Here is a 23,709-nt window from a genome sequence, read left to right on the forward strand (position 1 = left end):
TAAAAATAATGAAAGAGTCAACTAGATATAACAGACAAATTATACTTCCAGAAATAGGAGAGGAAGGCCAATATAAATTATCGAAATCAAAAGTTTTGGTAATTGGTGCAGGAGGTTTGGGCGCAGCAATTTTACCATATTTAGCGGCTGCTGGAGTTGGCGAAATCGGAATTATAGATCATGACACTATCGAAATTTCGAATCTGCATCGTCAGGTAATTTACAGAACTTCGGCCGTTGGAAAATCAAAAGCTGAACAGGCTAAAATCATGATTTCAGAATTGAATCCTGATATTAAAGTAACAGCTTTTACAGAAAAATTATCTGGAAAAAATGCGATTGCATTATTTGAAAAATATGACATAATCGTTGATGCAACAGACAGTATTTCGATTAAATATTTAATAAACGACGCTTGTTTGTTAACCAATAAGCCAATGGTTTACGGTTCTATTTTTAGATTTCAAGGGCAGGTTTCGGTTTTCAATTATCAAAACGGACCAACTTATAGATGTTTGTATCCTGATGAAAATCAAAATCTCTTAAACTGCGAAGATGCTGGCGTAATAGGAATTACAGTTGGAATTATTGGAATGTTTCAAGCAAATGAAGTCATAAAAATAATTCTCGAAATTGGTGAAGTTTTAAACGGGAAAATATTGATTTACAATATTCTGAACAACGAACAACAGAAATATGATTTTGAAAAAACTTCTAATCTTCAGATAATAAGTGAAGATTTTGAACGGAAATATAATTCAGATGAAAATCAGGCTCAAGAAATAAATTTTGATTCGGTTTTGGATGAAATTGAAAATGATGAGGTTTTATTTTTAGATGTTAGAAATAGGGACGAATCGCCGAAAATCAGTTTAAAAAATCAAATCCAGATTCCGTTAATGCATTTAGAAAAGGAAATTGAAAAACTGAATAAAAATCAAACTATTTATATTTTCTGTCAATCTGGAATAAGAAGTAAAATTGCAATAGAAGTCCTTCAGAAAAATAAGTTTAAGAATGTAAAAAGTATTGCAGGCGGAGCTTTAGCAATGAAAACTTTATTAAAAGAAAAAATAAATAGTTAAAACTTAATAATTTTTAAGATGAAAAAAATATTCATGTTTTTGTTTTTTTGTTTTTGTTTCAATCAAATTATGTTTTCTCAGAAGCATGTCGATTATACAGGCGAAACAGAAATTTATGAGGCTTATGATAAAGCAGATAAAGAATTGAATAAAGTTTATAATCAGCTGAAAAAGAAATTAGGGACAAAAGATCAGACAGCTTTAGTTCTTGCTCAAAAAGACTGGATAAAGTTTCGAGATTCAAATTGTAAATTTAAATGCTATCCTGAAGGTTATGGCGGCGTTATTTCGGATAAAATGTATGCAGATTGCAGGATGCAGCTGACTTTAACTAGATCTAAAGAATTGAAAAGTTTATTGAAAGGTTTTTAAAGTTCTTAAATAACAATTAGAGATAAATTTGTAGCCACGAATTAAGCGCAAATTAAAGATGTTTGTTTAGTTTTTCACCCTGAGCGAAGTTGAAGGATGCTCCCATTGGACGAGGGCTTCGACTTCGCTCAGTCTGACAAAAGAAAAAGAAAAATCATTTTAATCCATATAATCTGTGGCAAAAAAACATAAAAAATGAGTAAAAATGTATTTGTAGAAGGACCAATTTCTCCTGAATTTATAGCTGAATCGATTGCCAAACATCAATCTAAACACACAATTGGAGCGCACAACATTTTTTTAGGACAAGTTCGTGCCGATGTTATTCACGATAACACTGTTGTAGCAATTGATTATTCAGCTTATACGGATATGGCAAACGAAGCGTTATATAGCATTCGCGAAAAAGCTTTCGCCAAATTCGATTTAACTTGTATGCACATATATCATAGTTTAGGCGTTGTAAAAGCGGGCGAAATCTGTTTATTCGTTTTTGTTTCGGCAACACGACGCAAACAAGTTTATGAAGCAACAGAGGCCATCGTAAACTGGATTAAAACCGATGTACCGATTTTTGGTAAAGAAATGTTTGAGAACGATACATTCACTTGGAAACAAAATAGTTAAAAAATAAAATGGTAGATATTACCCATAAAATAAGCTCTTTAAGAGTCGCAACCGCAACGGCAATTGTAAAAGTCAGCAGACAGGAAACAATTGATGCTGTGGTGAATAATTTAGTGCCAAAAGGAAACGTCTGTGAAATGGCAAAAACTGCTGGATTGTTTGCGGTAAAAAACACGCATTTATCAATTCCAGATTGTCATCCGCTTCCAATTGAATATACTGCTGTTGAATATAATATTGAAGGTTTAGAAATTCATATTATTTTTAAAGTTAAAACCGTTTACAAAACCGGAGTTGAGGTTGAAGCTATGCACGGCGCATCCATCGTGGCATTGACAATGTACGATATGCTAAAACCGATTGATAAAGAAATCGAAATTTCTACGATTAAATTAATAAACAAAGAAGGCGGAAAATCGTCTTTTAAAAATAAATTCCCGAACGTAATTAAAGCTGCAGTTTTCGTTTGTTCCGATTCGATTTTTGCTGGAGATAAAGAAGATCGTTCTGGAAAAGTCATTGTTGAAAAATTGGATTCGTATGGAGTTGAAACTTCACATTACGAGATTATTCCAGACGAGTTGGATATTATTCAGGAAAAAACTAAAGCTTTCGCTAAAGAAAATCAGCTGGTAATTTTTACTGGTGGAACAGGTTTATCCCCAAGAGATGTTACTCCAGAAGCTTTGGAGCCATTATTAGAAAGCAGAATTCCAGGAATCGAAGAAGCTATTCGCAATTACGGACAACAGAGAATGCCTTACGCAATGTTATCTAGAACAGTTGCAGGAACTTTAGGAAAAACTGTAGTTTTAGCTTTGCCAGGATCAACAAACGGCGCAAGAGAATCTATGGATGCTGTTTTTCCGCACTTGCTGCACGTTTTTCATATTTTAAAAGGAAAAAACCATGACAGCCTCTAACACTATTTTAACGGATGGTTTTGGGCGTAAGCATAATTATCTACGCATTTCTTTGCTGGAAAAATGCAACCTGCGTTGTACATATTGCATGCCAGCAGATGGAATTGCGCTTTCTCCAAAAGCAAGTCTAATGACTGCCGACGAGATTTTTGCAATTGCCCAGACTTTCGTAAAAAATGGTGTTGACAAAATTAGATTGACAGGAGGAGAACCTCTTTTGAGAAAAGATTTTCCAGAAATTGTTTCTAAATTATCAGAATTGGAAGTTTCTCTTTCTATCACAACAAACGGAATTTTGATAGATCGTCATATCGAGACTTTAAAGGAGTTTAAAATTAAAAAGATCAATTTGAGTTTAGACACTCTGGTTTCATCAAAATTTAATTCGATAACGCTTAGAAATCAGTTTGATAAAGTTATTAATAATCTTCATTTGCTTTTAAATAATGATTTTGAAGTAAAAGTAAATGTCGTTTTGATGAAAGGATTTAATGATAACGAGATAGTCGATTTTATAAAACTGACTAAGTTTCTTCCAATTTCTGTCCGATTTATTGAGTTTATGCCTTTTGCTGGAAATGAGTGGGATAGAAGTAAAATGGTTTCTCAAAATGAGATTTTATCTTTAGTTGAAAACTGTTTTTCTTCAAAAGAAATAAAAAAATTAGATGACGAAAAAAACTTCACAGCCAGAACTTATAAAATAAATAATTTTCAAGGCAATTTCGGAATCATAAGTTCTATTACAAATCCGTTTTGTGATAGTTGCAACCGCATTCGCTTGACGGCCAACGGAAAAATAAAAAATTGTCTTTTCTCTAACTCAGAAACCGATTTATTGACCGCTTTTAGAAATGGAGAATCGATTACTGATTTGATTTCAGAATCCATTAAAAATAAAAAGAAAGTTCGCGCAGGAATGGTAAGTGTTTCTGAAATGGATGATCCTAAAAAACATTTTGATAATCGTAGTATGATTGCGATTGGGGGATAATTTTTAATTGTGAATTGTAATTCATTATTTACGCAATATTGTCATTCCTCGTTCCTCGGAATGACAAACTTTATACAAACTGTCTTGAAATAAAAAAAAGGTTCAACTTTCGTTAAACCTCTCTTAGATATTATTTTTTCTTTTTAGCTTTTGCTTTCTTTTCAGCAACTTTTTTAGCTTTGGCTTTTTCTTTTGCCTTTTTAGCTTTTTCCTTTTTCTTTTCGGCTGCTTTTAGTTTTGCTTTCTTTGCTTTTTCTAATTTTTTAATAACAGCTTTTATCGCTTTTTCTCTTTTCTTTTCTTTCTCTTTTTTAGCTTTTAGTTTCGCTTTAAGTTTTGATTTTATATCGTTTTTTTTGCCAATTTTTTCAATAGTCAAAACAGGTTTGTTTTCTTCAAAAGGTACTGGAATATCATTTGTCTGAATTTCTACAATTTCAGAAACAATTGGTTCTTTTTTTGCCGACGTTGTGGTTGCTTTTTTTACAGTAGCTCTGGGTGTACTTTTTGAAGCGGCTCTTACAGGTGTTTTTGCTGCAGGTTTAACTGTTGCAACTGGTGCTTTTGCTGCAGCTGTTCTTGCCGTTGATGTTTTTGCGGCTGTCGTTTTTGAAGCTGGTGTTTTTACGGCAGTTCTTGTGGTTCTTTTAACTGTTGCTTTTGCTTCTGGTTGCACTTCTGTAGTGGTTTCTACAGCTGTTTCTGCTGGAATATCAGTATTATTTACAGCAGGAGTACTTGAATTTCGTTTTATCATAACTGTATTTTTTTGTTGAGTAAAATAGCTTGATTCTAAGGAAATAAATAATATCTGAGGTATAATGATTTATCGTTATTTCTTAGCTAAGCTAAATATACGTAATTTTTAAATACATAAATGTTAAGCTTTTACAGATAATTTTATTGTTTAACCAGTTCTAAAACTATAAAATTGCTTTTCGGAGCTTCACACAAAGAACAGCAATACGTTTCTGGAAGATTTTCAAACAGAACACCTTTCGGAATTCCCTGTGTTTCATCTCCATATTCGGAATTGTAAAGCGTCAAACATTCTTGACATTGATAAATATCTAATTGCGGTTTTTCTTTTTTTTGTTGATTTTCAGTGGTCTCGGTAGTTGTGTTTCCTAATTCTTCAAAATATTTTCTGCTCAATTCAATTAAAATAGTTGGCAGTTCCAATTTGTCTATATCTTGAGAATGCACAATATATTCGCGCGTATTTGGATCGAAATTTTTAGCAAACAAAACATTGTAAGTATCTCTAATTTTAATCGATTCTAAAGCGGCTGGAAGTTCATTTTTTTCGATAATAATCGAAGTGAAATAATGCCCGTCACGATTGTATTCTGAAATTCCAAAATTTAATCCGTAAGTGCTAATATCAAATTGATCCAGCGTACGAACTAGAAATGTTTTTAGGTTTAAAGCCCATTCCATTGCAACTGGCAAATGCCAATTTAGTTCTAATAAAGAATGACGAACGTTGATTCCTCTTTTGCCAAGAAATTTTTCCCATTCTAGTTTTCGGTCTTTTGGAATTCCTTTTATAATGAAAGATTTCCAAGGCGTAATGCAGATTTTTCCAATTTTACATTCAAAACATAAATCGCACATTTCTTTCAGAAAATCCAAATCGTACTGATTATTTCTCCAGTATAATCCGAGCCAATATTGATCAATTCCCATTCGATTCATTCCTTCGTAATATGGAAATGGATAAAATGGAATATTCAATGGCTTATCGATGGTTCTGTTATTAGTGTCTAAAGCTTCGCTAACCAAAGTAAACAACAGTTCGATATCAGCAGAAGTATCTTCTTCAGAAATTTTTTCTATTTCATAATAAATTTTAGCAAGATCCCAGCTGTAAATTAAAACAGGGTAAACTTCCATTTTTTCCCATTTGGGCAGACGAATGTATAAATACCAGTAATCTTCATGTTCTGAAGCAATGAAGTTTAAGTGCCCAGTAAACAAAGGAACCAATTGCTGCTTCGGATCGGTTATATTGACTTTTAATTTGGGCTGTTCTTTAAATTCTTCCAAAACATACAAAAAACGATTCCCGGTAAGCCAGTTTGTATTTCTAAAAATATCTGTAGAAACATAAGAAGAAACAATATTATTACCGCTTTTTTGGTCGGGATAAACAAAATGATGTTTTCCTAAAGTAGTTTTGTCTAATGTTTTAAAACCTTGAGGAAAAATAATATCCTGTCTAGAACCAAACGAAATGGAATCTAAACCTCCCTCCAAAGCAATATTTACCACTTCTCGAAGTTCACCTGGCGAAATAACGCCTCCTTTTACTATTAATCTTGTTAGTTCCATTTTTTTCTTTTTGTTTCAGGTTTCAGGTTTTCTTTGTTTCAGGTTTCAAGTTTGTCAGGCTGAGCGGAGTCGAAGCCTGATTCCAATTAGAGCGCCCTTCGACTCCGCTCAGGGTGACATTCCGTCGTTTCAAGTTTTAAGGTCCAACAACTTGAAACTTGAAACCTGAAACAAAATAAATTATTTGCATTTCGCTAATATCTCCTTAACTTCCGTTTTACAGCTTCCGCAACCTAAACCTGCGCCTGTATTTTTGCATAATTCGGTGAAATCATTTACACCGCTTTTAATGGTTTCTTCAATGTTTCCAGCGCCAACTTGACTGCACGAACAAACCAATTTTCCTAAAACTGGCTTTGTGTTTGAACTTCCTCTTAAAAGCGTATTTCGTTTGTCTGATAATTCGATTTTGCTTTCAATCATAGTTTTAAATTCAGCAAACTCATTTTTATCGCCCATTAAAATTGCTCCGACCAAAAGATCATCCTTTACAATGCATTTTTTATAATAACGTTTTTTCAAATCGGTAAAAACAATCTCTTCGTACGAATCATCATTTTCTGGAATTGTGAGATCACCAATACTACAGAGGTTTATATCTTCTAATTTTAGAATATTCATTAAAATCGAACCTTTGTAATAACTGCTAATATCGCCCGCAAGGAAATTCGCTAAAATATCGGCTTGTTCTTCCGCTGCCGAAGTAATTCCAAATAACTTATTGTTGAATTCGGCAATTTCTCCAATGGCAAAAATATCTGGATTTGAAGTTTGTAAATACTGATTCACTTTTACGCCGCGACCGCATAAAAGCCCACTTTCTCTTGCAATTTCTATATTCGGAATAGTTCCAATTGTGTATACAATCGCATTTGCCGTTATGATTTTTCCACTTTTTAAAGCAATTTCAATTTCATTCGGATTATCTGTTTCAAAAACGGTACTTACTTCATTATCAAAATAAATCTGAATGTCGCGAAGCTGAACTTCTTCTGCCAATAATTTGCTAGAAATTCGATCTAATTGACGTTCCATTAAGCGTGAAGCTCTTTGAATGATCGTTGTTTTTACTTTTTTATGTTTTAAAGCAGCTGCCAATTCTAAACCTAATAATCCGCCGCCAATTATTACAACATGTTGTTCTTCTGGCGGAAGATTAGTGCTGTCTAAATGTTTTTTCAAGCGATCGGCATCTTCTTTTCTTCGAACGGTAAAACGGCCAGGAAGATGCAGTTGTGCATTTTCGGGAACAAAAGGTCGGCTTCCTGTTGCTAGAATTAAAGAATCGAAAGTATGAATTTCGCCTTGACTGTCTAAAATTGTTTTTTTTGTTGCATCTAATTTTTCAATCGCAACTCCAGCTTTCATCGTAATTTTTAATTTGCTAAAAGCTTCGCCGTCTCTCACTTTTAAAAGTTGTTCCCACGTAAATTCTCCCGTCATATATTCGGGAAGCAAAACACGATTATAAAACGGATTTACCTCATTCGAAAAGACAATAATTTCATCGGTACTATTAAATTCACGATAATTTTGAATGAATCGGAAAGAAGCAGCACCCGCACCAACAATTGCAATTTTTTGAAATGGTTTTACATATTTCGAAATAGAAACAGTTGTGAACTTAAAATCAGGCTCTTTTGAAACTGGATCAACAACGGTATTTGTTAAGTTGTTCGTTCTATTTAAATCATTTTCAAGTTGTTTTCCCCAATGCATCGGTAGAAAAACCACTTTTTCTTTGATGGAATCGGTAACTTTTGCTTTTACTCTAACTTCTCCATTTTTACTCGTTACAGTAACAATATCACCGTTTTTAATATCATTTTTAAAAGCATCAATAGGATTTATTTCTAAAACTGGACTTGGAATATGCGTTAATAATCTCGAAACTTTTCCTGTTTTTGTCATCGTATGCCATTGATCGCGAATTCTTCCTGTTGTTAAAATAAAAGGAAATTCTGCGTTTGGCTGAACCGAAGTATTTTCGATTGAAACAGGCAAATTAAAAATCGCTTTTCCAGACGGCGTGTAGAATTTTTTATCTGTAAACAATCTCGGTGTTCCCGGATGTCCGTAATCTGGAACTGGCCACTGAAAAGTTCCTTCGGTTTTTAGGCGATGATAATTTAAAAATGAAATGTCAATATTGGTATTTTTGGTAAGCGCGCAATGTTCTTTATAAATTTCTTCTGCATTGTTGAAATTGAATCCGTTAAAATTCATTTTTTTAGCAAAACGAATCAGAATTTCAATATCTGGAAGTGCTTCACCTGGAGCGTTAATTCCTTTTGGTAAATAAGAAATACGACGTTCAGAATTGGTCATCGTCCCTTCTTTTTCAAGCCATCCAGCGGCAGGTAAAAGCAAATCGGCAAATTTGGCTGTATCGGCATTATGAGAAATATCTTGAACAACAACGAATTTAGCATTTTGGAGCGCTTTTTCGGCTCTTCGAGAATCTGGCAAACTCACCAACGGATTAGTGCAAATAATCCAAACGGCTTTCATTTTTCCAGATTCTAAAGCTTCAAACATTTCCGTAGCTGTTAAACCTGGTTTATCTGAAATTTCGTCAACACCCCAAAAATCGGCAACTTCTTTACGATGTGTTGGATTTGCGATGTCTTTATGTGCGGCTAAAAGCGTTGCCATTCCGCCCACTTCGCGTCCGCCCATTGCGTTGGGCTGTCCTGTTAATGAAAAAGGTCCAGAACCTGGTTTTCCAACTTGTCCCGTTAATAAAGATAAATTCAGTAAAGCAGTATTTTTATCCACGCCAACCGCACTTTGATTTAAGCCCATTGCCCAAAGCGAGATAAATCCTTTGGCTTTTCCGATAATATCAGCAGCAAGCTTAATATCGTTTACAGGAATTCCGCATAGTTTTGAAGCTTTTTCTAAAGAAGTGCCTAAAACTAGATCTTTATATTGTTTGAAATTCTCTGCATTATTCTTTACAAAATCATGATCTACATAACCTTTTTCAATAATACGTTTGGCAATGGCATGATATAAAATAATGTCCGAACCTGGAATAATCTGCAAATGCAAATCGGCAAAAGCAGCTGTATCAGTTCGTCTTGGATCGATGCAAATTACTTTAATTTTCGGATTTTTTTCTTTGTGTTTTTCTAATCTTCTGAAAAGAATAGGGTGGCACCAAGCTGGATTTGCACCTGTGATTAAAAAAGTGTCCGCCAATTCAATATCATCGTAAGCAATTGGTACAGAATCTTCTCCAAAAGTTTTTTTGTAACCGACAACCGCAGAACTCATGCAAAGTCTCGAATTGGTATCGATATTATTGGTTTTCAAGAAACCTTTTACCAATTTGTTTACTAAGTAATATTCTTCCGTTAAGCATTGTCCTGAGATATAAAATCCAACGCTATCAGGTCCGTGTTTTTTTATAATTGAAGAAAAAACAGCTGCGGCACGATCTAATGCAGTATCCCAACTTACACGTTCTAGCGGATAATGCTTGCTGCCGCGCATTTCAGGATATAAAATTCTATCTGATGTATCGTTAACTACGTAGTGCAAATTCATTCCCTTAGAACATAACATTCCTTTATTAACGGGATGATCTTTGTCTCCTTCGACCATTACACCATTTTTAGCATCGTTAGTCACGATTATTCCGCAGCCAACACCGCAATAGGAACAGGTAGTTTTGATCTTAGTACTTTGCATTACAATTCGGTTTTGGATACTACTTAACTAATAAGTTCTGATTTTAGATGAATCACTTATTTAACTCAAAACAAAAATAAGTATTTTTTAAGTATTAATACTTATTTTTTAAATTTATTTTTATTATTTTTGATAACAAGAAAAGAGAACCAATAAATATGTTTCACGCTCAAAAATTGAACTCATGAAAGAAGAACATTCAATTTGTTATAGCTGTGTCAATGAAAATTGTTTTATAAAAAAACACCTCCATTTAGAGCAAATGAAGCAATATGTCGCTAAGAAACAGAGTTTTGTGTGTAAAAAATCGCAACAGTTTATTACGGAAGGTGCGCCATTGCAAGGGCTTTATTTTATTTGTTCAGGAAAAGTAAAAACGGTGAAAACTGGCATTAACGGACGCGAACAAATTGTACGTCTAACTAAAAATGGCGATACAATCGGCTTTCGCGGATTCGGAACTGGTAAAAAGTATTTGATCGGAGCTTACGCTTTAGAAGATACCGTTTTATGTAATTTTAGCAATGAAACGATGTTAGACATTTTAAAACAGATTCCAGAATTTACGTATGCTTTAATGTTGTTTTATGCCGAAGAATTAAACAAAAGCGAAAATAATATTCGAAAAATTGCACATATGAATGTTCGTGAACGCGTGGTCGATTTACTGCTTTATATTCATCGTAAATTCGGCCAAGTCAACGGTTTGATTGATATTGAGCTTTCGCGAAAGGAAATCGCTGATTTTGCAGGAACAACTGAAGAACAAGCAATTCGTGTTTTGTCGAGTCTTAAAAAAGAATCGTTAATTAAAACCGAAGGAAAACGTGTGGGAATTTTAGGGATTTCAGAACTTCGATCTGAGATTATGGAGCATAAGTATTTTTAAGTCAGGGACAAAGTGACAAAGGAGCAAGGGTGCAAAGTTTTGTAGCGACGCACCGTAGTGCATCTCCGCGTCGAATGGTTTTTATTTTTTCTTCCCCACAAATCGAATTACAGAACCAGTTCCGTTATGGAATAAACCTTCGCTTAGTTCGATTTCTTTTTCTTCCAATTCTATGATTTCATAATTAGGAAAATCAGCTTTTATTTCTTCTATCGAAAATAACGATTCGATGTCTTTTGGTCCGCCGACTTTTTCGTTTTTGGTTACGTATTCTAAATGCTTTTTACTGAAAGCTTCAAAAATAATAATGCCATCTTTTCGTAAAAACTTATCAAGTTGTTTGTGAATTTTAGATTTAATTGCTGCTGGAAAATGCGCGTAAATTAAAGCAATCGTATCAAATTGTTCCTCCTGAAAATCTAGCGTTTCTAATTCTCCAACTTGATAATCTATCGAAACGTTATTAGATTCAGCAAGTTTTAAAGCTTTGTTTTTTCCTTCTTCACTTATATCAAAAGCGGAAACTTTCCAACCTAATTTTGCGGCAAAAAGGGCATTTCTCCCTTCGCCTTCAGCAGGGAATAGAATTGAACTAGGATTTAGTTTTTTGATTTGTTCTTTTAAGAAATTGTTGGGTGCTGTGCCGTACGCAAATTCTTCGTTTTTGTAGCGGTCGTCCCATCTTTTAGTCCAATTGTTCATAATTAATCTTCGGCAATAAGTTTTGTTAAACCATTTTTAATATCAACTTCAGCAAAAGAATGTTTTCCAAAAACGATGTGAAGTTTTGAATTCTCAAATTTTATATATCTTATTTTAGCTTCTCCGACGCTTGGTTTTCCGCAAGTTAAGATAACATTTGTTTGCCATTGTAATTTGTTGTTTTTATAAGCTGAAATAGTTTGTTGATCTTTTTCGACGAAGTAAATAACACCTTTTTTCTCAATCCCTCTTTTTTGTGTTTCAGTAAAATTTATCTCCGAATCTTTTGAAATCAATTTTGTGTCAAATGTTTGAGCAAAACTTAATTGCGCTAAAAACAATATGAAAATTAAAGGTTTGATGATCGGTTTCATGTAGCAAGTTGTTCAAAAAATGTTAATCAAATATACAGTTTTAAAAGCCAAAAAAATACCCTTTCTCAAAATAGAAAAAGGGCAGTTTATATATCTAGAGATTTCTTTAATCTTAACCAACAAGCGTTGAAGTACCGCTATTAATATCAATTTCTACAAAATTATGTTTTCCGATAACGATAAGCAGTTTATTTGAGTTATAACCTACATATCTTATTTCTGGTTCTCCTTTTTTTGGTTCTCCACAAACAGAAATTACATTGGTTTGCCATTTCAATTTACTTTTTTTGTAAGCAGATATGGTTTGCATGTCATTTTCAACATAATAAATAATGTTGTTTTTTTTAATTCCTCTTTTTTGCGTTTTTGCAAAGTTTATTTCTGAGTTCTGAGAAATTAAGGCATCGTTGTACTTTTGGGCGATACCAGTTTGCGTGACCATAAAAGTCAGCATTGATAATTTTAGAAATGGTTTCATTAGAATAGAATTTGGGGTTCGTAATCGGCTCAAATATAATTAATTAAATGATATGATCGTTTATAAGTGTTAAAAAAAATACCCTTTTCCGTAAATAAGAAAAGGGTAAAATTTTGAAACTAATTTTAAAGAATGTCTATTTTTTCCAGCTAAAAATTCTAGGATTAACAGAAATCATTAGCCAAGCCCAATTATTGGTGTGGTTGGCATCTCCATTTTTAATAAATTCTAATGTTTTTGAACCAAACATTTGAGAATAACCTCCTGTAACTGTTATGTCTTTTTTGAAGTTATAACCAAAAGTTGCGTCAATCTCAGTTCCTAAATACGAATCTAATTTTTCGTTTAATGGCGTAACCACATCCGCAGCAGATAAAAATACGTGTGGGATCAAAGCAAATTGCCATTTATTTACATTGTAATTCAATTTAATAAAAGCATCTTGTAAACCAACATTATTTAGGTGATTACCAACATAAAAATAATCCATGTAACCATTAAATCCGTGGTTTGTTCCAAAAATCGGATTAAAAGATTTGATTACAGGACTTCCGTCATTTGAATCTTTTCCTGATAAAAATTCGTAACCTAAACCAAGTTTAAAAGCTTCGGTTATATTGTAACCAAAATTAGCCGCCGCATTCCAAGCGCTCACTTGCTGATCTGTACTTTTTCCAGTTTGTCCGTATAACCAAAAATTAGTGTCAATTTTGCCTTTTTTATAAGTTAAATAAGGTCCAAAAGTCTGTTTGTAATCAACTAATAATTTGTTGTCAGGATTTGGATTTGGAGCATATTCATAACCAGTATTCAACAATAAAAAGCTTACCCCTAAATTTTCATTGAACTGATTGTGATACCAGGCATATTGTAGCGCTTTATAATTGGCAACGGTGTAAGGTGTTTGAATAACATTTTCGGCAGTTGAATTATAAGCTCCTCCAAAATCTAATTTTTGTGTTCCTGTATGAAAAGAAATTGTTAAGGCATCGTGGCTTTCCGCTTGCTGTCCCCAATCTTGTTCGCCAAGTATACGCTGATTATCATAAGAAAGTACTTGGCGTCCCATTCTTGCACTCCATTTTTCTGTAAAATTATATTGTGCCCAAGCTTCAAAAACTGCTACTCCATTTTTATCAGCAAGCGCTGTTGGAGCAACGTCTCCCCAAGTTCTTGTGTTTTGAAGAGTTAGTTTTACAATTAAATCTTCTTGTTTAAAATTAATATTTAAACGAGAGCGCTGCGATATTTGAGAAGTTCCTTTTTGCCCTTCTTGTAAAAGTTGCTTATAACCATTGCGGTATTCAAAACGTGGCCTAATCTGCAGATTTACATCTAATTCCTGAGCCTGGATCTCAAAGCTTAATCCAATGATAAGCAATAAAATTAGTTGAAGTTTTTTCATAAATTGGTAATTTTTTATCGAGGGTAAATTTATAAGAAAAAGCCGTAGTTAATTATGATTTAGGTCATAATTTCTAATATTTTTTTAATCTTATCTTAATAGGCTGGCTCTAATTCAACTTGTTTTATTTTAACCTTTTTTTCTTTAGAAAGCTGTGTTATAGTATAATGCATCCAAACCAAACAGCCAATTGAAAAGATTAAAATAAAAATCCATGAACTTGACCAGATTCCTGTTGCAGTTAATAAATAGCCGAAGATAATTGGACCGAAGAATCCGCCTAAACCGCCAATCATTCCGACCATTCCGCCTACAACGCCCACTTCATTTGGAAAATATTCTGGAATATGTTTGTAAACCGCAGCTTTTCCGATTCCCCAAGAAATACCTATTAGAATTACTAAAATTAGAAATACCCACATATTGGCATCAAACTTAATAACAGTGACTCCTTTTGCAATCAATTCTTTTTTAGCAACACTTTGATTGTGCGCAACAACAACGTCTTGCCAACTCGATGTTGTTGGAAAAATAGCATTTTCTGCTGCGTTGGCTGTCTTTTGTGTAATCGGATATTCTTTATCTCCCACTTTTACGGCTTTGTCGCTAATTTCATTTACAACCCCTTTTTTAGCCGCCAATATTCCAGGTCCAGAAGTTGTGATTTCCATTTTCGGAATTGATAATAATGCGCTTAAAATTACAGATGAACCTAAAACCCAGTACATTACTTTCCTTGCTCCGAATTTATCCGATAAATAGCCGCCAAAAGCTCTAATAACACCTGAAGGTAAACTAAACATTGTTGCAAACAAACCTCCCATAACCAAACTGGTTTGATAAACGTTCATAAAATTTGGTAATAACCATTGAGAGTAAGCCACAAAGCATCCAAAAACTAAGAAATAATAGGCTCCAAAACGCCAAACTCTTCCTGATTTTAAAGGCGTAAGCATTTGTGAAATAGTTTTGGTATTGTTTTCTAATTTTTTGTTTTCTGTAAAAATTAGAAACGCAATTCCGATTACGACTAATGAAACGGCATAAATTACAGGAAGTGTTTTCCAGCCGTTTTGCGGATCTTCAATTGAAAAATGATTTAATAGGGAAGGAGCTAAAAAGGTTGTTATAGCTGCGCCGGCATTTCCCATTCCGAAAATTCCTAATGCGCGCCCTTGCCATTCTTTTGGATACCAGATTGATGTATAACCAATTCCGACTGCGAAACTAGTGCCGACCATTCCGAATAAAAAGCTTAGTAATGCAAACATGGCGAAACTATCGGCGTAGGGAAGAAGGAAAAGCGGAATGGAACAAAGCAATAGTAAAAAAGAAAAAACATATTTTCCTCCAAATTTGTCTGTTAAAATTCCGATTGGCAGACGCATTATTGATCCTGTTAAAATCGGAATTCCAAGAAGCCACCCAACTTGAATAACATCCCAATGGAAAATTCCGTTATCGACTAAAAAGGTTACTAGAACTCCGTTTAAAGTCCAACAAGCAAAACACACCGTAAAAGCCAATGTGTTCAAAAATAAAATTTTGTGTGATTGCGATAATGAGTTTGTATTTTTCATAGCACTTATATTTTTATGTAAAAATAAGTACTAAAACTTAGTTTAAACCTGCTAAAACGCAGTTTTTGAAAAATAATTACGTATTTATACGTATTTTTTATCTAGATTAAAGAATACTCAGTCGCTTTATTAGAAAGTTCCATTAAGTTTTTTACTTTCAATTTTTTCATCAGGTTAAAACGGTGCACTTCTGCCGTACGTTTGCTAATATCTAATGCCTCAGCTATTTCTTTGTTTCCTTTTCCAGATAATAAAAGAGTCAGAATTTCTTTTTCTCTTTTGGTAATCATCATTTCCTCACTTAGATTTTGTTTTGGTTCTAATGATGATGAAGAATTAGTCAATTGACCGATTAAAATAGAAGAAATATCACCGCTGAAATATTTTCCTCCGCCAGCAACGCTGTGAAGTGCTTTTAAAAATTCTTCTTTTGAGGATCCTTTTAGTAAATAGCCATCGGCACCAGCTTTTATAGATTTCAAAACATATTCTTCCGATTCGTGCATCGAAAGCATGATGATTTTTATCTTATTGTTCTCGCTTCTAAGTTTTTCTACTACCTCAATACCAGTTAAGTTTGGCATACGAATATCTACTATAAGTAAATCTGGTGCAGTAGCTGCAACAACTTCTAGTGCATCTGCCCCATCAATTGCTTCGCCTACAACCTCGATGTTTGCTTCGTTTTCTAATAAAGATTTGATTCCATCTCTAACAAAAACATGATCATCTGCCAATACTACACGAATGATATTGCTCATAGTTTACTTAATTTTGATTCTGGATTTTTACGTATATTCATCTAAAAGAAGATGCTAATATACGTAATTTTTTAGATTTTAAAATTCAATATTAAAATTTCTAATGTTGGAATTTGCAAATTTTATAATTGCGGAAGAGTTTTCTTAGCGAAAAGTTTGTCATTCTGAGGAACGAGAAATCCTCACAAGAAACTCCGCAATCTAAATCGCCAATCTTTGTAGAGCTCCTTGTGGAGATTTCTCGTTCCTCGAAATGATAAATAGAACTTGATTATATCTTGAAACCGTTTGCTCGCGAGAGGGATAGGAGGACGCTACCGAAGTAGCCCGGATAGCCCGACAGTATCCCGATAAGAGGGCGAATAAAGACAAAGTAAATTAGCCCTCTTATCGGGATGGTGTCTCGCCCTAATTAATTAGATAATTAGTTAATGTGGCAATTAGAAAATTAAGAAATGTGCCAATTTGATAATGAGATAATTTTTTACGCTACTTTATAAAATTATCTAATTGACTAATTTTCTCATTTGAGAATAGGAATGTTGAACGTAATTCTCGTTCCTTCGCCAGGGATTGAATTGATGAAAACGCGACCGTTGATGTATTGGATTCTTTCTTTCATAAATAAAAGTCCCATTCCAGACTCGCTGTTTCTTTTTTTGTCGATCGAATTGATGTCGAAACCTTTTCCGTTGTCGTCGATAATAATACTCAAAAGTGTTTCGCTATGAGAAAGTCCGACAATTATATGTGATGATTCGGCATATTTTATAGCATTGTTAATCGCCTCTTGCGTAAGACGGTAAATATTGATTTCTATTAAAGAATCTAAACGCTGATTAAAATCGGTTTTGTTGTAGAAAAGGATTTCTTTTCCGGTTAGTTTTGAAAGTTCCTGCGTAAGTTTTGCCAGCGAAGAGACGATTCCGTGATCGCTCAATTCTGGAGGCATTAAATTGAAAGTTGCCGTGCGGACACCTTTTATAATGTCTAAAGAAAGTTTCTTTAAGTATTCAATTTTTTGTTCTGATTTTTCTCTATCATCGAGATTAATGCTTTCTAAACTGAATTTTAACCCCGTAAGCATTTGCCCAATTCCGTCGTGAATTTCTTTAGCAATTCGGTTTTGTTCGTTTTCCTGATTTTCAACAATTTTACTCGAAATAATCTTTTGCTGATTGATTTTTTCGGTTGTGTTTTCAAGGTTCAAACGTTCAACTTCTCGTTGCGCTTTTTTACGTTCGGTGATGTTGAAACAAACAATTAAAAGTTCCAATTCGTCTTTTTTAATCATAACTGGAACCATTGACAAATCAAGCCAAATAGTTTCGTTTTCTTTGTTTAAAATACTGATTTCGCCTTGCCAGCCGCTTCTTTGTTTTTCGAAAATTAGTCGGTCGAAGTTGGTTTGTTCTTTTTCGTCAATGGTTAAAACTTCGGAGAATTTTTTATTGGATGAAAACTTGGTATAATTCAGCAATTTGGCAAATTTTTCTCCGATGTGAATGATCGAACCGTCGGGTGCAATTCGGCAATACAATAAAGTGTTTTCCATTGCATAATTGAGCGATTTTAATTCTTTAACCGAATTTTCTTTGATTTCGCTCAATATTTCTGTGTCGTATGCGAGCTTTAAAGCTTTCTTTTCAGAAGATAAAAGCCGCGTAATTAATCGCTCGATTTTTTTGTTTGTAGGTTTGAAAATGAAGAAGAATTCTAAAACTAGAATCAAAAGTGTGAAACCAAAAATCCAGTATTCTATTTTGCGTTGTTCGGTTACTTTTTCGTGCGCTTCAAGATCATATTGCGTTACGATCTGATTCATTTTAGAAAGGAAAATGCCTTCGTTTTCTAAAATGATGTTTACGAATTTTTGATTTTCAGTAGTTGTCTTTTTCTGCTTTAAATTCAGTAAAAAAGAATCTGTTGTCTGAGCAATTTTATTGAAAATCGGATTGATTTCAAGATATAATTTAGAAAGTGTTTCTGATTTTTCCTTAGGGAAAGCTAAGCTGTCATTTCCATTTTCTAGTGCATTTTGATTTTTTTTCCAAAGAGCTAAAACACTTTTTAGATGCGAAGTTTTTTTATCTGAAGCAGAATCTGAAACGTAGTGTAAAATCAATACTTCTTTTACAATTTTCTGACTCAGCATTCTTTGTTTACCAGAAAAATTGATGATTTTAGAATCGCTTAACTGTTGATTCAGATTGTATTGTACTAAAAACTGACTAACGATTATAGTTAAGGCAATAGTAAGAAGCGCAAAAAAATACAGACGACGTAAATTTTTGAAAGTGATTTTATCTTCTTCCTGATTGCTTTTTTTCATAGAAATCAAATTACAATCCCAAAGAAGCTTTTATTAAGTTTAAATTTTCTTCAGAATAATTGATTTTTAAGGCTTCTTGATGTCCTTTGTCAGACATTTTATCCCAAGTTTTTTTGATGATGTTTTTTAGTTTTTCTTCGTCGTGTTTTTGAACGAATGGCTCTAAATAATATTCTAAAAAAACTAGACAAATTATATCTTCTAATAATTGAGTTTCAGCATCTTTTTTAAGTAATTTTTTCTCAATTAAAAATGAAACGCGATCAATAAATGTTTGATTGTAACCCGCTTTTGTCAAAATTTCGGCTGTAGTTTTTGCATGGAATTTTTTCAATTCTTCTCTCCATTTCAAATAGCCAACACGATCCATTGGATACGATTCGCGAGCGACTTTCCAGCGGCAGATATGCTGTGCTTTTGATGCGATCTGAATTTCTTCTGACGCATTTGGTTCAAACTGCATCAGTCTTTCGTACATCCTGTTTGAATACAATAATTCTTTAGGATATTCTTTATTTTGGTCTAATTCGATATTTGGGTCTTGTGCGTTTTCAGCATCAATCCATTCGCTTGCTTTTTGAAAAGGTGTAGTCATTTTTTGGTTTGATAATAGATTTCAAAGATACGGAATTAAGTTTTTGTAGGTAGTTTTTTTTAACACATAGAAACATAGATTTGTTTGCGGTTAAAGGCGTTTCACTTGCATTAATTCAAATAGTAATTACGATAGTTTTGTCATTTCGACGAAGGAGAAATCTTCGCGAGAAGCTCGACAAAGATTGGCTTATTGGAACGGAGCTACTTGTGAAGATTTCTCCTTCGTCGAAATGACAAGATTGAGATTAAATCAGTCTACAAAACCAACAAAAACTTCGTCTTCTACAATCTTAACTGGGTAAGTTGCGATGCTATATTCTTCGCCGTTTAAATTTGAACCATCAACAAGTGAAAATGTTTTTTTATGCATTGGGCAAGCGATTTTTGGAATATCATCGGCAGAACCTGTCATTCCTCTTGAAAGCACCATTTCCATTTTGTGCGGACAGGCGTTTTGGCAAGCGTACCATTCGTTGCGACGCGTAAAATTGAAAATCGCGATTTGTTTGTTTTTGTATTTGATGCATCCGCCTCGGTTGGTTGGGAAATCTTCTACTTTACCAGCTTTGAACCAAATTGTTGCATCGCTCGCGTGAACTGTTTCGTATTGATTTAAGATCTCTTCCATTTTGATTAAGTTTTGATTTCCTGTTTCTTAGCCCTCTTTTTACAATCATGAGAGTTATGATGGCGCAGTAAAAAAGAGGGTAAGAAGGACAGCAACGTTTAATGATTTTTTTTCTTTTTTGGAGCTTATTTATGTAGTGCGAAGATTGCTCGCAAAGTCGCGAAGTCGCAAAGTTTTTTTTCTTTAAGTTTTTTATGATTTGACTTTGCGATTTTGCGTCTTTGCGAGATTAAAATAACTTTTTACGACCAAGCTTTCGGCATTTTTTGATCTCTAAGTGGAACAAAAACGGCGTTATCGTCTTTTTCTTCTGAGTTTATAAAGTGATTGAAACGTTTCAATAATCTTGGTTTTTCCAAAACTTGTTTCCATTCGCATTCAAAAGTATTTACTAAAGTCTGCATTTCGGCTTCAAGCGTTTCGCAGATTCCTAAACTGTCTTCGATAATTACTTGTTTCAAATACTCTAAACCTCCATCTAGTTTTTCTAACCAAGTTGAAGTTCGAATTAGCGGACCAGCGGTGCGGATATAATACATTAAGAAACGATCCATGTATTTGATTACAGTTTCTTTGTCGATTTTCTCTGCTAATAAAACAGCGTGTTTTGGATTGGCACCGCCATTTCCAGCGATGTATAAATTCCACCCACCTTCGACAGCAATCAGTCCGAAATCTTTTCCGCGGGCTTCTGCGCATTCGCGAATGCAGGCCGAAACACCACCTTTTAGTTTATGCGGAGAACGGATTCCTTTGTATCTGTTTTCTAGTTCGATAGCAAATCCGGCGCTGTCGTCCATTCCGTAACGGCACCAGGCATTTCCGACACAGCTTTTTACGGCACGAAGCGATTTTCCGTACGCATGACCACTTTCAAAACCATTGTCAATTAAGATTTTCCAGATTTTTGGTAAATCACTCAAATGTGCTCCGAATAAATCAACTCTTTGTGCTCCAGTGATTTTTGTGTATAAATCGAATTGTTTGGCTACTTCGCCAATTACAATTAATTTCTCAGCTGTAATTTCTCCTCCAGCAACTCTCGGAACTACAGAATAAGTTCCGTTTCGCTGAATATTTGCCAAAAATCTATCATTTGTATCTTGCGTTGTTACGTGTTTGTTTGCGGTATCATTGTAAATACTTGAGAAAATTGAAGCTACAACGGGTTTACAAACTTCGCAACCGTCACCTTTTCCGTGATGATCTAAAACATCGTAGAAATTTTCATATTTATTGATTTTTACCAAATCGTATAATTCCTGACGTGTGTAGCTGAAATGTTCGCAGATAACTTCTTTTACTTCTTTTCCTAAAGTTTTTTGAGTCGCTTTTACCAAATCAGAAACCATTGGTTTACATCCTCCACAGCCTGAAGTTGCTTTAGTTGCTTTTACTACATCTGAAAATGTGGCACAAGATTCGTCTAGAATTTTACAACAAATCGAGCCTTTTGTTACATTTTCGCAAGAACAAATTACAGCAGTATCTGGCAAATCCATTACACTTCCCAAAGAAGAACCTTCAGAACCATCTCGAGAACCTAGAATCAAATCTTCTGGGTTTTTAGGTAAGCCCATTCCATTATTATAAATCTGAAAGAGTGAATTATAATCGCTAGAATCTCCAACTAAAATTCCGCCTAAAAGTGTTTTAGAATCTTTGGTAACGTTAATTCTTTTGTAGATTCCACTTAATTTATTCTCATAAATAATAGCAGTTACATTTTCGTTTTCGATAAAAGGATCACCAAAACTTGCCACTTCAACACCAATTAATTTTAATTGAGTCGACATATCGATAGTTTCTCTCATGGTTTTGTCGCCATTTAAGATTTGCTCAGCGGCAACATCGGCCATTTCGTAACCAGGAGCAACCAATCCGTAAATGTTTTGGTTATAAAGTGCGGCTTCTCCAATTGCAAAAATAGAAGGATCTGATGTCTGCATTTGATTGTTTACCACAATTCCGCCTCTTACACCAACTTCAAGTCCCGAAACTCTTGCCAGTTCGTCGCGAGGTTTTATTCCGGCAGAAATAACCAACATGTCTACTTTTAACAATTCGTCGTTTGCAAACATCATTCCTGTTATACTTTCGTTTCCATCAATATATTGCGTTGCTTTGTTAAGATGAATTCCGATATTTAATTCTTCAATTTTAGCCTGCAACATATCGCTCGCTCCTTGATCTAATTGTCTTGGCATCAAACGCGGAGCGAATTCCACCACATGCGGATTTAATCCTAAATCTCTAACGGCTTTTGCGGCTTCAAGTCCCAATAAACCGCCGCCTAAAACTGCTGCTTCAGTTGCACCTTTTATTTTTATTTTTTTGGCGTAAGCCATTATTGCATCCAAATCTTCGATGGTTCTGTAAACAAAAACACCTTCTTTTTCTACACCTTCAATTGGTGGAACAAATGCAGAAGAACCTGTAGCTAAAACTAAGTAATCGTACGTATGTGTTTTTCCTAAGTGTGTATGTATTGTTTTTAGATCTCGATTAATATCTGTAATTAACTCAGATGTGTTTAGAATAATATTGTTTTCTAAGTACCATTCGGTTGTAGATAATGATAAATCATCCGCTGTTTTTCCTCCGAAATATTCACTTAAGTGAACACGATCGTAAGCGCGTCTTGGTTCTTCACCAAATACGGTAATTTGATACTTTTCTTGTCCTGATTTTGCAACAAACTTTTCGCAAAATTTATAACCAACCATGCCGTTTCCAACTACTATTACTCTAATCATGATTTCTTTAATTAAGTATTACTAGGCAAATATAAGTATTTGTACTTATAAAAATACGTAATAAAAATATTTTTTATGTATGTTAAAATATTTTTGACTACGTATTTTGTCGTAATCTTTTACGTAGTACGGCTTTTAGATGAATTTGGAGATTGGATATTTTTATAAATTTGAAAAGATTCTAAATAAGCTTTTCAAAAAAATGTCGTAAATTCATAAGAATTTTATGGTTGTTTTTCTTAAGAAGAACATTTTTTAAACAGAAATACTATGAAAAGAATCCTTTCAATATTGCTATTATCAGTTTTAATGATAGGCTGTAAAAGTGCAGCGGGCAAAGAATCAAAAGATAAAACATCTTCAGGAACATCCCAAGACGATTTAAATTTTTATTTTAAAGCAACTGGAAATGAGCCGTTTTGGGGAATTAAAATAGGAAATGACCAAATTGTTTTCACTTCACTTATTACAGGAAAAGAGAGTATTACTTTTCCTGCTGTCGATGCAATACGAGCTATGGATGCAAATGTTCGGATGTATAAAGTAAGTAACGAAACTACCTCTGCAACTATAACTATTCAGCAATTAGACTGTCAAGATTCAATGTCTGGTGCAATTTCGCCTTATAGTGTCAAGGTTGAGATTAAAAATAATTCAGAATTAGAAGCGAAAAAATTAAGCGGATGCGGAAAATTTATTACAGATTATCGTCTTCATGATATTTGGGTTTTGGAAGAATTAAATGGTTACAAAGTTTTTGCAACCGATTTTCAGAAAGAATTCCCGAGACTTGAGATTAATTCCGCAGAAAACAGATTTTCAGGATTTGGCGGCTGTAATTCGATTACAGGACAGATTTTTTATGAGAAAGATGTTTTGCGTTTTACCAAAGTAGTTTCGACTTTAGTGGCTTGCGCACCAGGAAATAAAGAAGGAGATTTTTTAAAAGCATTGCAAAGCACAACAAATTATTCGATTGAAAATAATAGGCTTACGTTGTCAAATCCTTCTGGGAAATTAGCGGTTTTTAAGAAAGTCGATTAACATTTATATTTTTTTACACATTTTTTGTCATTTCGACGAAGGAGAAATCTCCACGAGAAGCTCTACAAAGATTGACTTATAGGAACGGAGCTGCTTGCGAAGATTTCTCCTTCGTCGAAATGACAAACTTGG

At 33.9% G+C, this 23,709-nt stretch carries 20 protein-coding genes; 7 read left to right on the forward strand and 13 right to left on the reverse strand.

The window, feature by feature from the left end; genetic code table 11:
- The first annotated feature begins 8 nt into the window (after nucleotides 1-8).
- From P0R33_RS19805 to moaA, 5 genes are all read left to right on the forward strand, one after another.
- Nucleotides 9-1,085 (forward strand): HesA/MoeB/ThiF family protein, encoded by a 1,077-nt coding sequence (locus tag P0R33_RS19805; RefSeq protein WP_276172891.1) that lies wholly within the window; start codon nucleotides 9-11, stop codon nucleotides 1,083-1,085.
- A 69-nt stretch (nucleotides 1,086-1,154) separates the two neighbouring features.
- Nucleotides 1,155-1,457, forward strand: coding sequence for a lysozyme inhibitor LprI family protein (locus P0R33_RS19810; RefSeq protein ID WP_276172892.1), 303 nt, complete (start codon nucleotides 1,155-1,157; stop codon nucleotides 1,455-1,457).
- Nucleotides 1,458-1,652: 195 nt separating this feature from the next.
- Nucleotides 1,653-2,084: a molybdenum cofactor biosynthesis protein MoaE gene (locus tag P0R33_RS19815; protein WP_276172893.1), complete on the forward strand. Its 432-nt coding sequence runs from the start codon at nucleotides 1,653-1,655 to the stop codon at nucleotides 2,082-2,084.
- Between the two features lie 8 nt (nucleotides 2,085-2,092).
- A complete protein-coding gene (gene moaCB / locus P0R33_RS19820; protein WP_276172894.1) occupies nucleotides 2,093-3,007 on the forward strand; it encodes a bifunctional molybdenum cofactor biosynthesis protein MoaC/MoaB in 915 nt (304 codons plus the stop codon).
- On the forward strand, nucleotides 2,994-4,001 hold the full coding sequence (moaA, locus tag P0R33_RS19825; RefSeq protein ID WP_276172895.1) for a GTP 3',8-cyclase MoaA: 1,008 nt from the start codon (nucleotides 2,994-2,996) through the stop codon (nucleotides 3,999-4,001). The genes moaCB and moaA overlap by 14 nt, the downstream gene beginning before the upstream one ends.
- Nucleotides 4,002-4,131: 130 nt before the next feature.
- Here moaA and P0R33_RS19830 read toward each other — a convergent pair whose 3' ends face one another.
- The 3 genes from P0R33_RS19830 to P0R33_RS19840 all read right to left on the reverse strand — a co-directional run bounded on the left by P0R33_RS19830 (nucleotide 4,132) and on the right by P0R33_RS19840 (nucleotide 10,031).
- Nucleotides 4,132-4,758, reverse strand: coding sequence for a hypothetical protein (locus P0R33_RS19830; protein WP_276172896.1), 627 nt, complete (start codon nucleotides 4,756-4,758; stop codon nucleotides 4,132-4,134).
- Nucleotides 4,759-4,901: 143 nt separating this feature from the next.
- Nucleotides 4,902-6,335 (reverse strand): rubredoxin, encoded by a 1,434-nt coding sequence (locus P0R33_RS19835; RefSeq protein ID WP_276172897.1) that lies wholly within the window; start codon nucleotides 6,333-6,335, stop codon nucleotides 4,902-4,904.
- A 180-nt stretch (nucleotides 6,336-6,515) separates the two neighbouring features.
- On the reverse strand, nucleotides 6,516-10,031 hold the full coding sequence (locus P0R33_RS19840; protein ID WP_276172898.1) for a nitrate reductase: 3,516 nt from the start codon (nucleotides 10,029-10,031) through the stop codon (nucleotides 6,516-6,518).
- A gap of 184 nt (nucleotides 10,032-10,215) precedes the next feature.
- Between P0R33_RS19840 and P0R33_RS19845 the strand changes: the two genes are divergently transcribed.
- A complete protein-coding gene (locus P0R33_RS19845; RefSeq protein WP_276172899.1) occupies nucleotides 10,216-10,920 on the forward strand; it encodes a Crp/Fnr family transcriptional regulator in 705 nt (234 codons plus the stop codon).
- Nucleotides 10,921-11,001: 81 nt separating this feature from the next.
- Here P0R33_RS19845 and P0R33_RS19850 read toward each other — a convergent pair whose 3' ends face one another.
- The 10 genes from P0R33_RS19850 to nirB all read right to left on the reverse strand — a co-directional run bounded on the left by P0R33_RS19850 (nucleotide 11,002) and on the right by nirB (nucleotide 22,533).
- Nucleotides 11,002-11,622, reverse strand: a complete 621-nt coding sequence (locus P0R33_RS19850; protein WP_276172900.1) for a class I SAM-dependent methyltransferase — start codon at nucleotides 11,620-11,622, stop codon at nucleotides 11,002-11,004.
- A 2-nt stretch (nucleotides 11,623-11,624) separates the two neighbouring features.
- Entirely contained in the window at nucleotides 11,625-11,996 is a 372-nt protein-coding gene (locus P0R33_RS19855; protein ID WP_276172901.1) for a hypothetical protein, read from the reverse strand.
- A 112-nt stretch (nucleotides 11,997-12,108) separates the two neighbouring features.
- Nucleotides 12,109-12,474: a hypothetical protein gene (locus P0R33_RS19860; RefSeq protein ID WP_276172902.1), complete on the reverse strand. Its 366-nt coding sequence runs from the start codon at nucleotides 12,472-12,474 to the stop codon at nucleotides 12,109-12,111.
- A 136-nt stretch (nucleotides 12,475-12,610) separates the two neighbouring features.
- On the reverse strand, nucleotides 12,611-13,879 hold the full coding sequence (locus tag P0R33_RS19865) for an alginate export family protein (protein ID WP_276172903.1): 1,269 nt from the start codon (nucleotides 13,877-13,879) through the stop codon (nucleotides 12,611-12,613).
- Nucleotides 13,880-13,974: 95 nt separating this feature from the next.
- Complete coding sequence (locus tag P0R33_RS19870) at nucleotides 13,975-15,459, reverse strand: MFS transporter (RefSeq protein ID WP_276172904.1); 1,485 nt, start codon at nucleotides 15,457-15,459, stop codon at nucleotides 13,975-13,977.
- A 101-nt stretch (nucleotides 15,460-15,560) separates the two neighbouring features.
- On the reverse strand, nucleotides 15,561-16,220 hold the full coding sequence (locus P0R33_RS19875) for a response regulator transcription factor (protein WP_276172905.1): 660 nt from the start codon (nucleotides 16,218-16,220) through the stop codon (nucleotides 15,561-15,563).
- Nucleotides 16,221-16,743: 523 nt separating this feature from the next.
- Nucleotides 16,744-18,552, reverse strand: a complete 1,809-nt coding sequence (locus P0R33_RS19880) for an ATP-binding protein (protein ID WP_276172906.1) — start codon at nucleotides 18,550-18,552, stop codon at nucleotides 16,744-16,746.
- A gap of 10 nt (nucleotides 18,553-18,562) precedes the next feature.
- Nucleotides 18,563-19,147 carry a DUF4202 domain-containing protein gene (locus P0R33_RS19885; RefSeq protein ID WP_276172907.1) on the reverse strand — a complete coding sequence of 195 codons (585 nt, stop codon included), beginning with the start codon at nucleotides 19,145-19,147 and terminating at the stop codon, nucleotides 18,563-18,565.
- Between the two features lie 252 nt (nucleotides 19,148-19,399).
- Nucleotides 19,400-19,777, reverse strand: a complete 378-nt coding sequence (nirD, locus tag P0R33_RS19890) for a nitrite reductase small subunit NirD (protein ID WP_132988103.1) — start codon at nucleotides 19,775-19,777, stop codon at nucleotides 19,400-19,402.
- Nucleotides 19,778-20,019: 242 nt separating this feature from the next.
- Nucleotides 20,020-22,533, reverse strand: a complete 2,514-nt coding sequence (gene nirB / locus P0R33_RS19895; RefSeq protein ID WP_276172908.1) for a nitrite reductase large subunit NirB — start codon at nucleotides 22,531-22,533, stop codon at nucleotides 20,020-20,022.
- Between the two features lie 270 nt (nucleotides 22,534-22,803).
- On the opposite strand from nirB, the gene P0R33_RS19900 reads away from it, so the two are divergent.
- Nucleotides 22,804-23,577: an META domain-containing protein gene (locus P0R33_RS19900; RefSeq protein WP_276172909.1), complete on the forward strand. Its 774-nt coding sequence runs from the start codon at nucleotides 22,804-22,806 to the stop codon at nucleotides 23,575-23,577.
- Nucleotides 23,578-23,709 lie beyond the last annotated feature (132 nt).

The organism is Flavobacterium sp. YJ01 (assembly GCF_029320955.1).
Taxonomy (GTDB): domain Bacteria; phylum Bacteroidota; class Bacteroidia; order Flavobacteriales; family Flavobacteriaceae; genus Flavobacterium.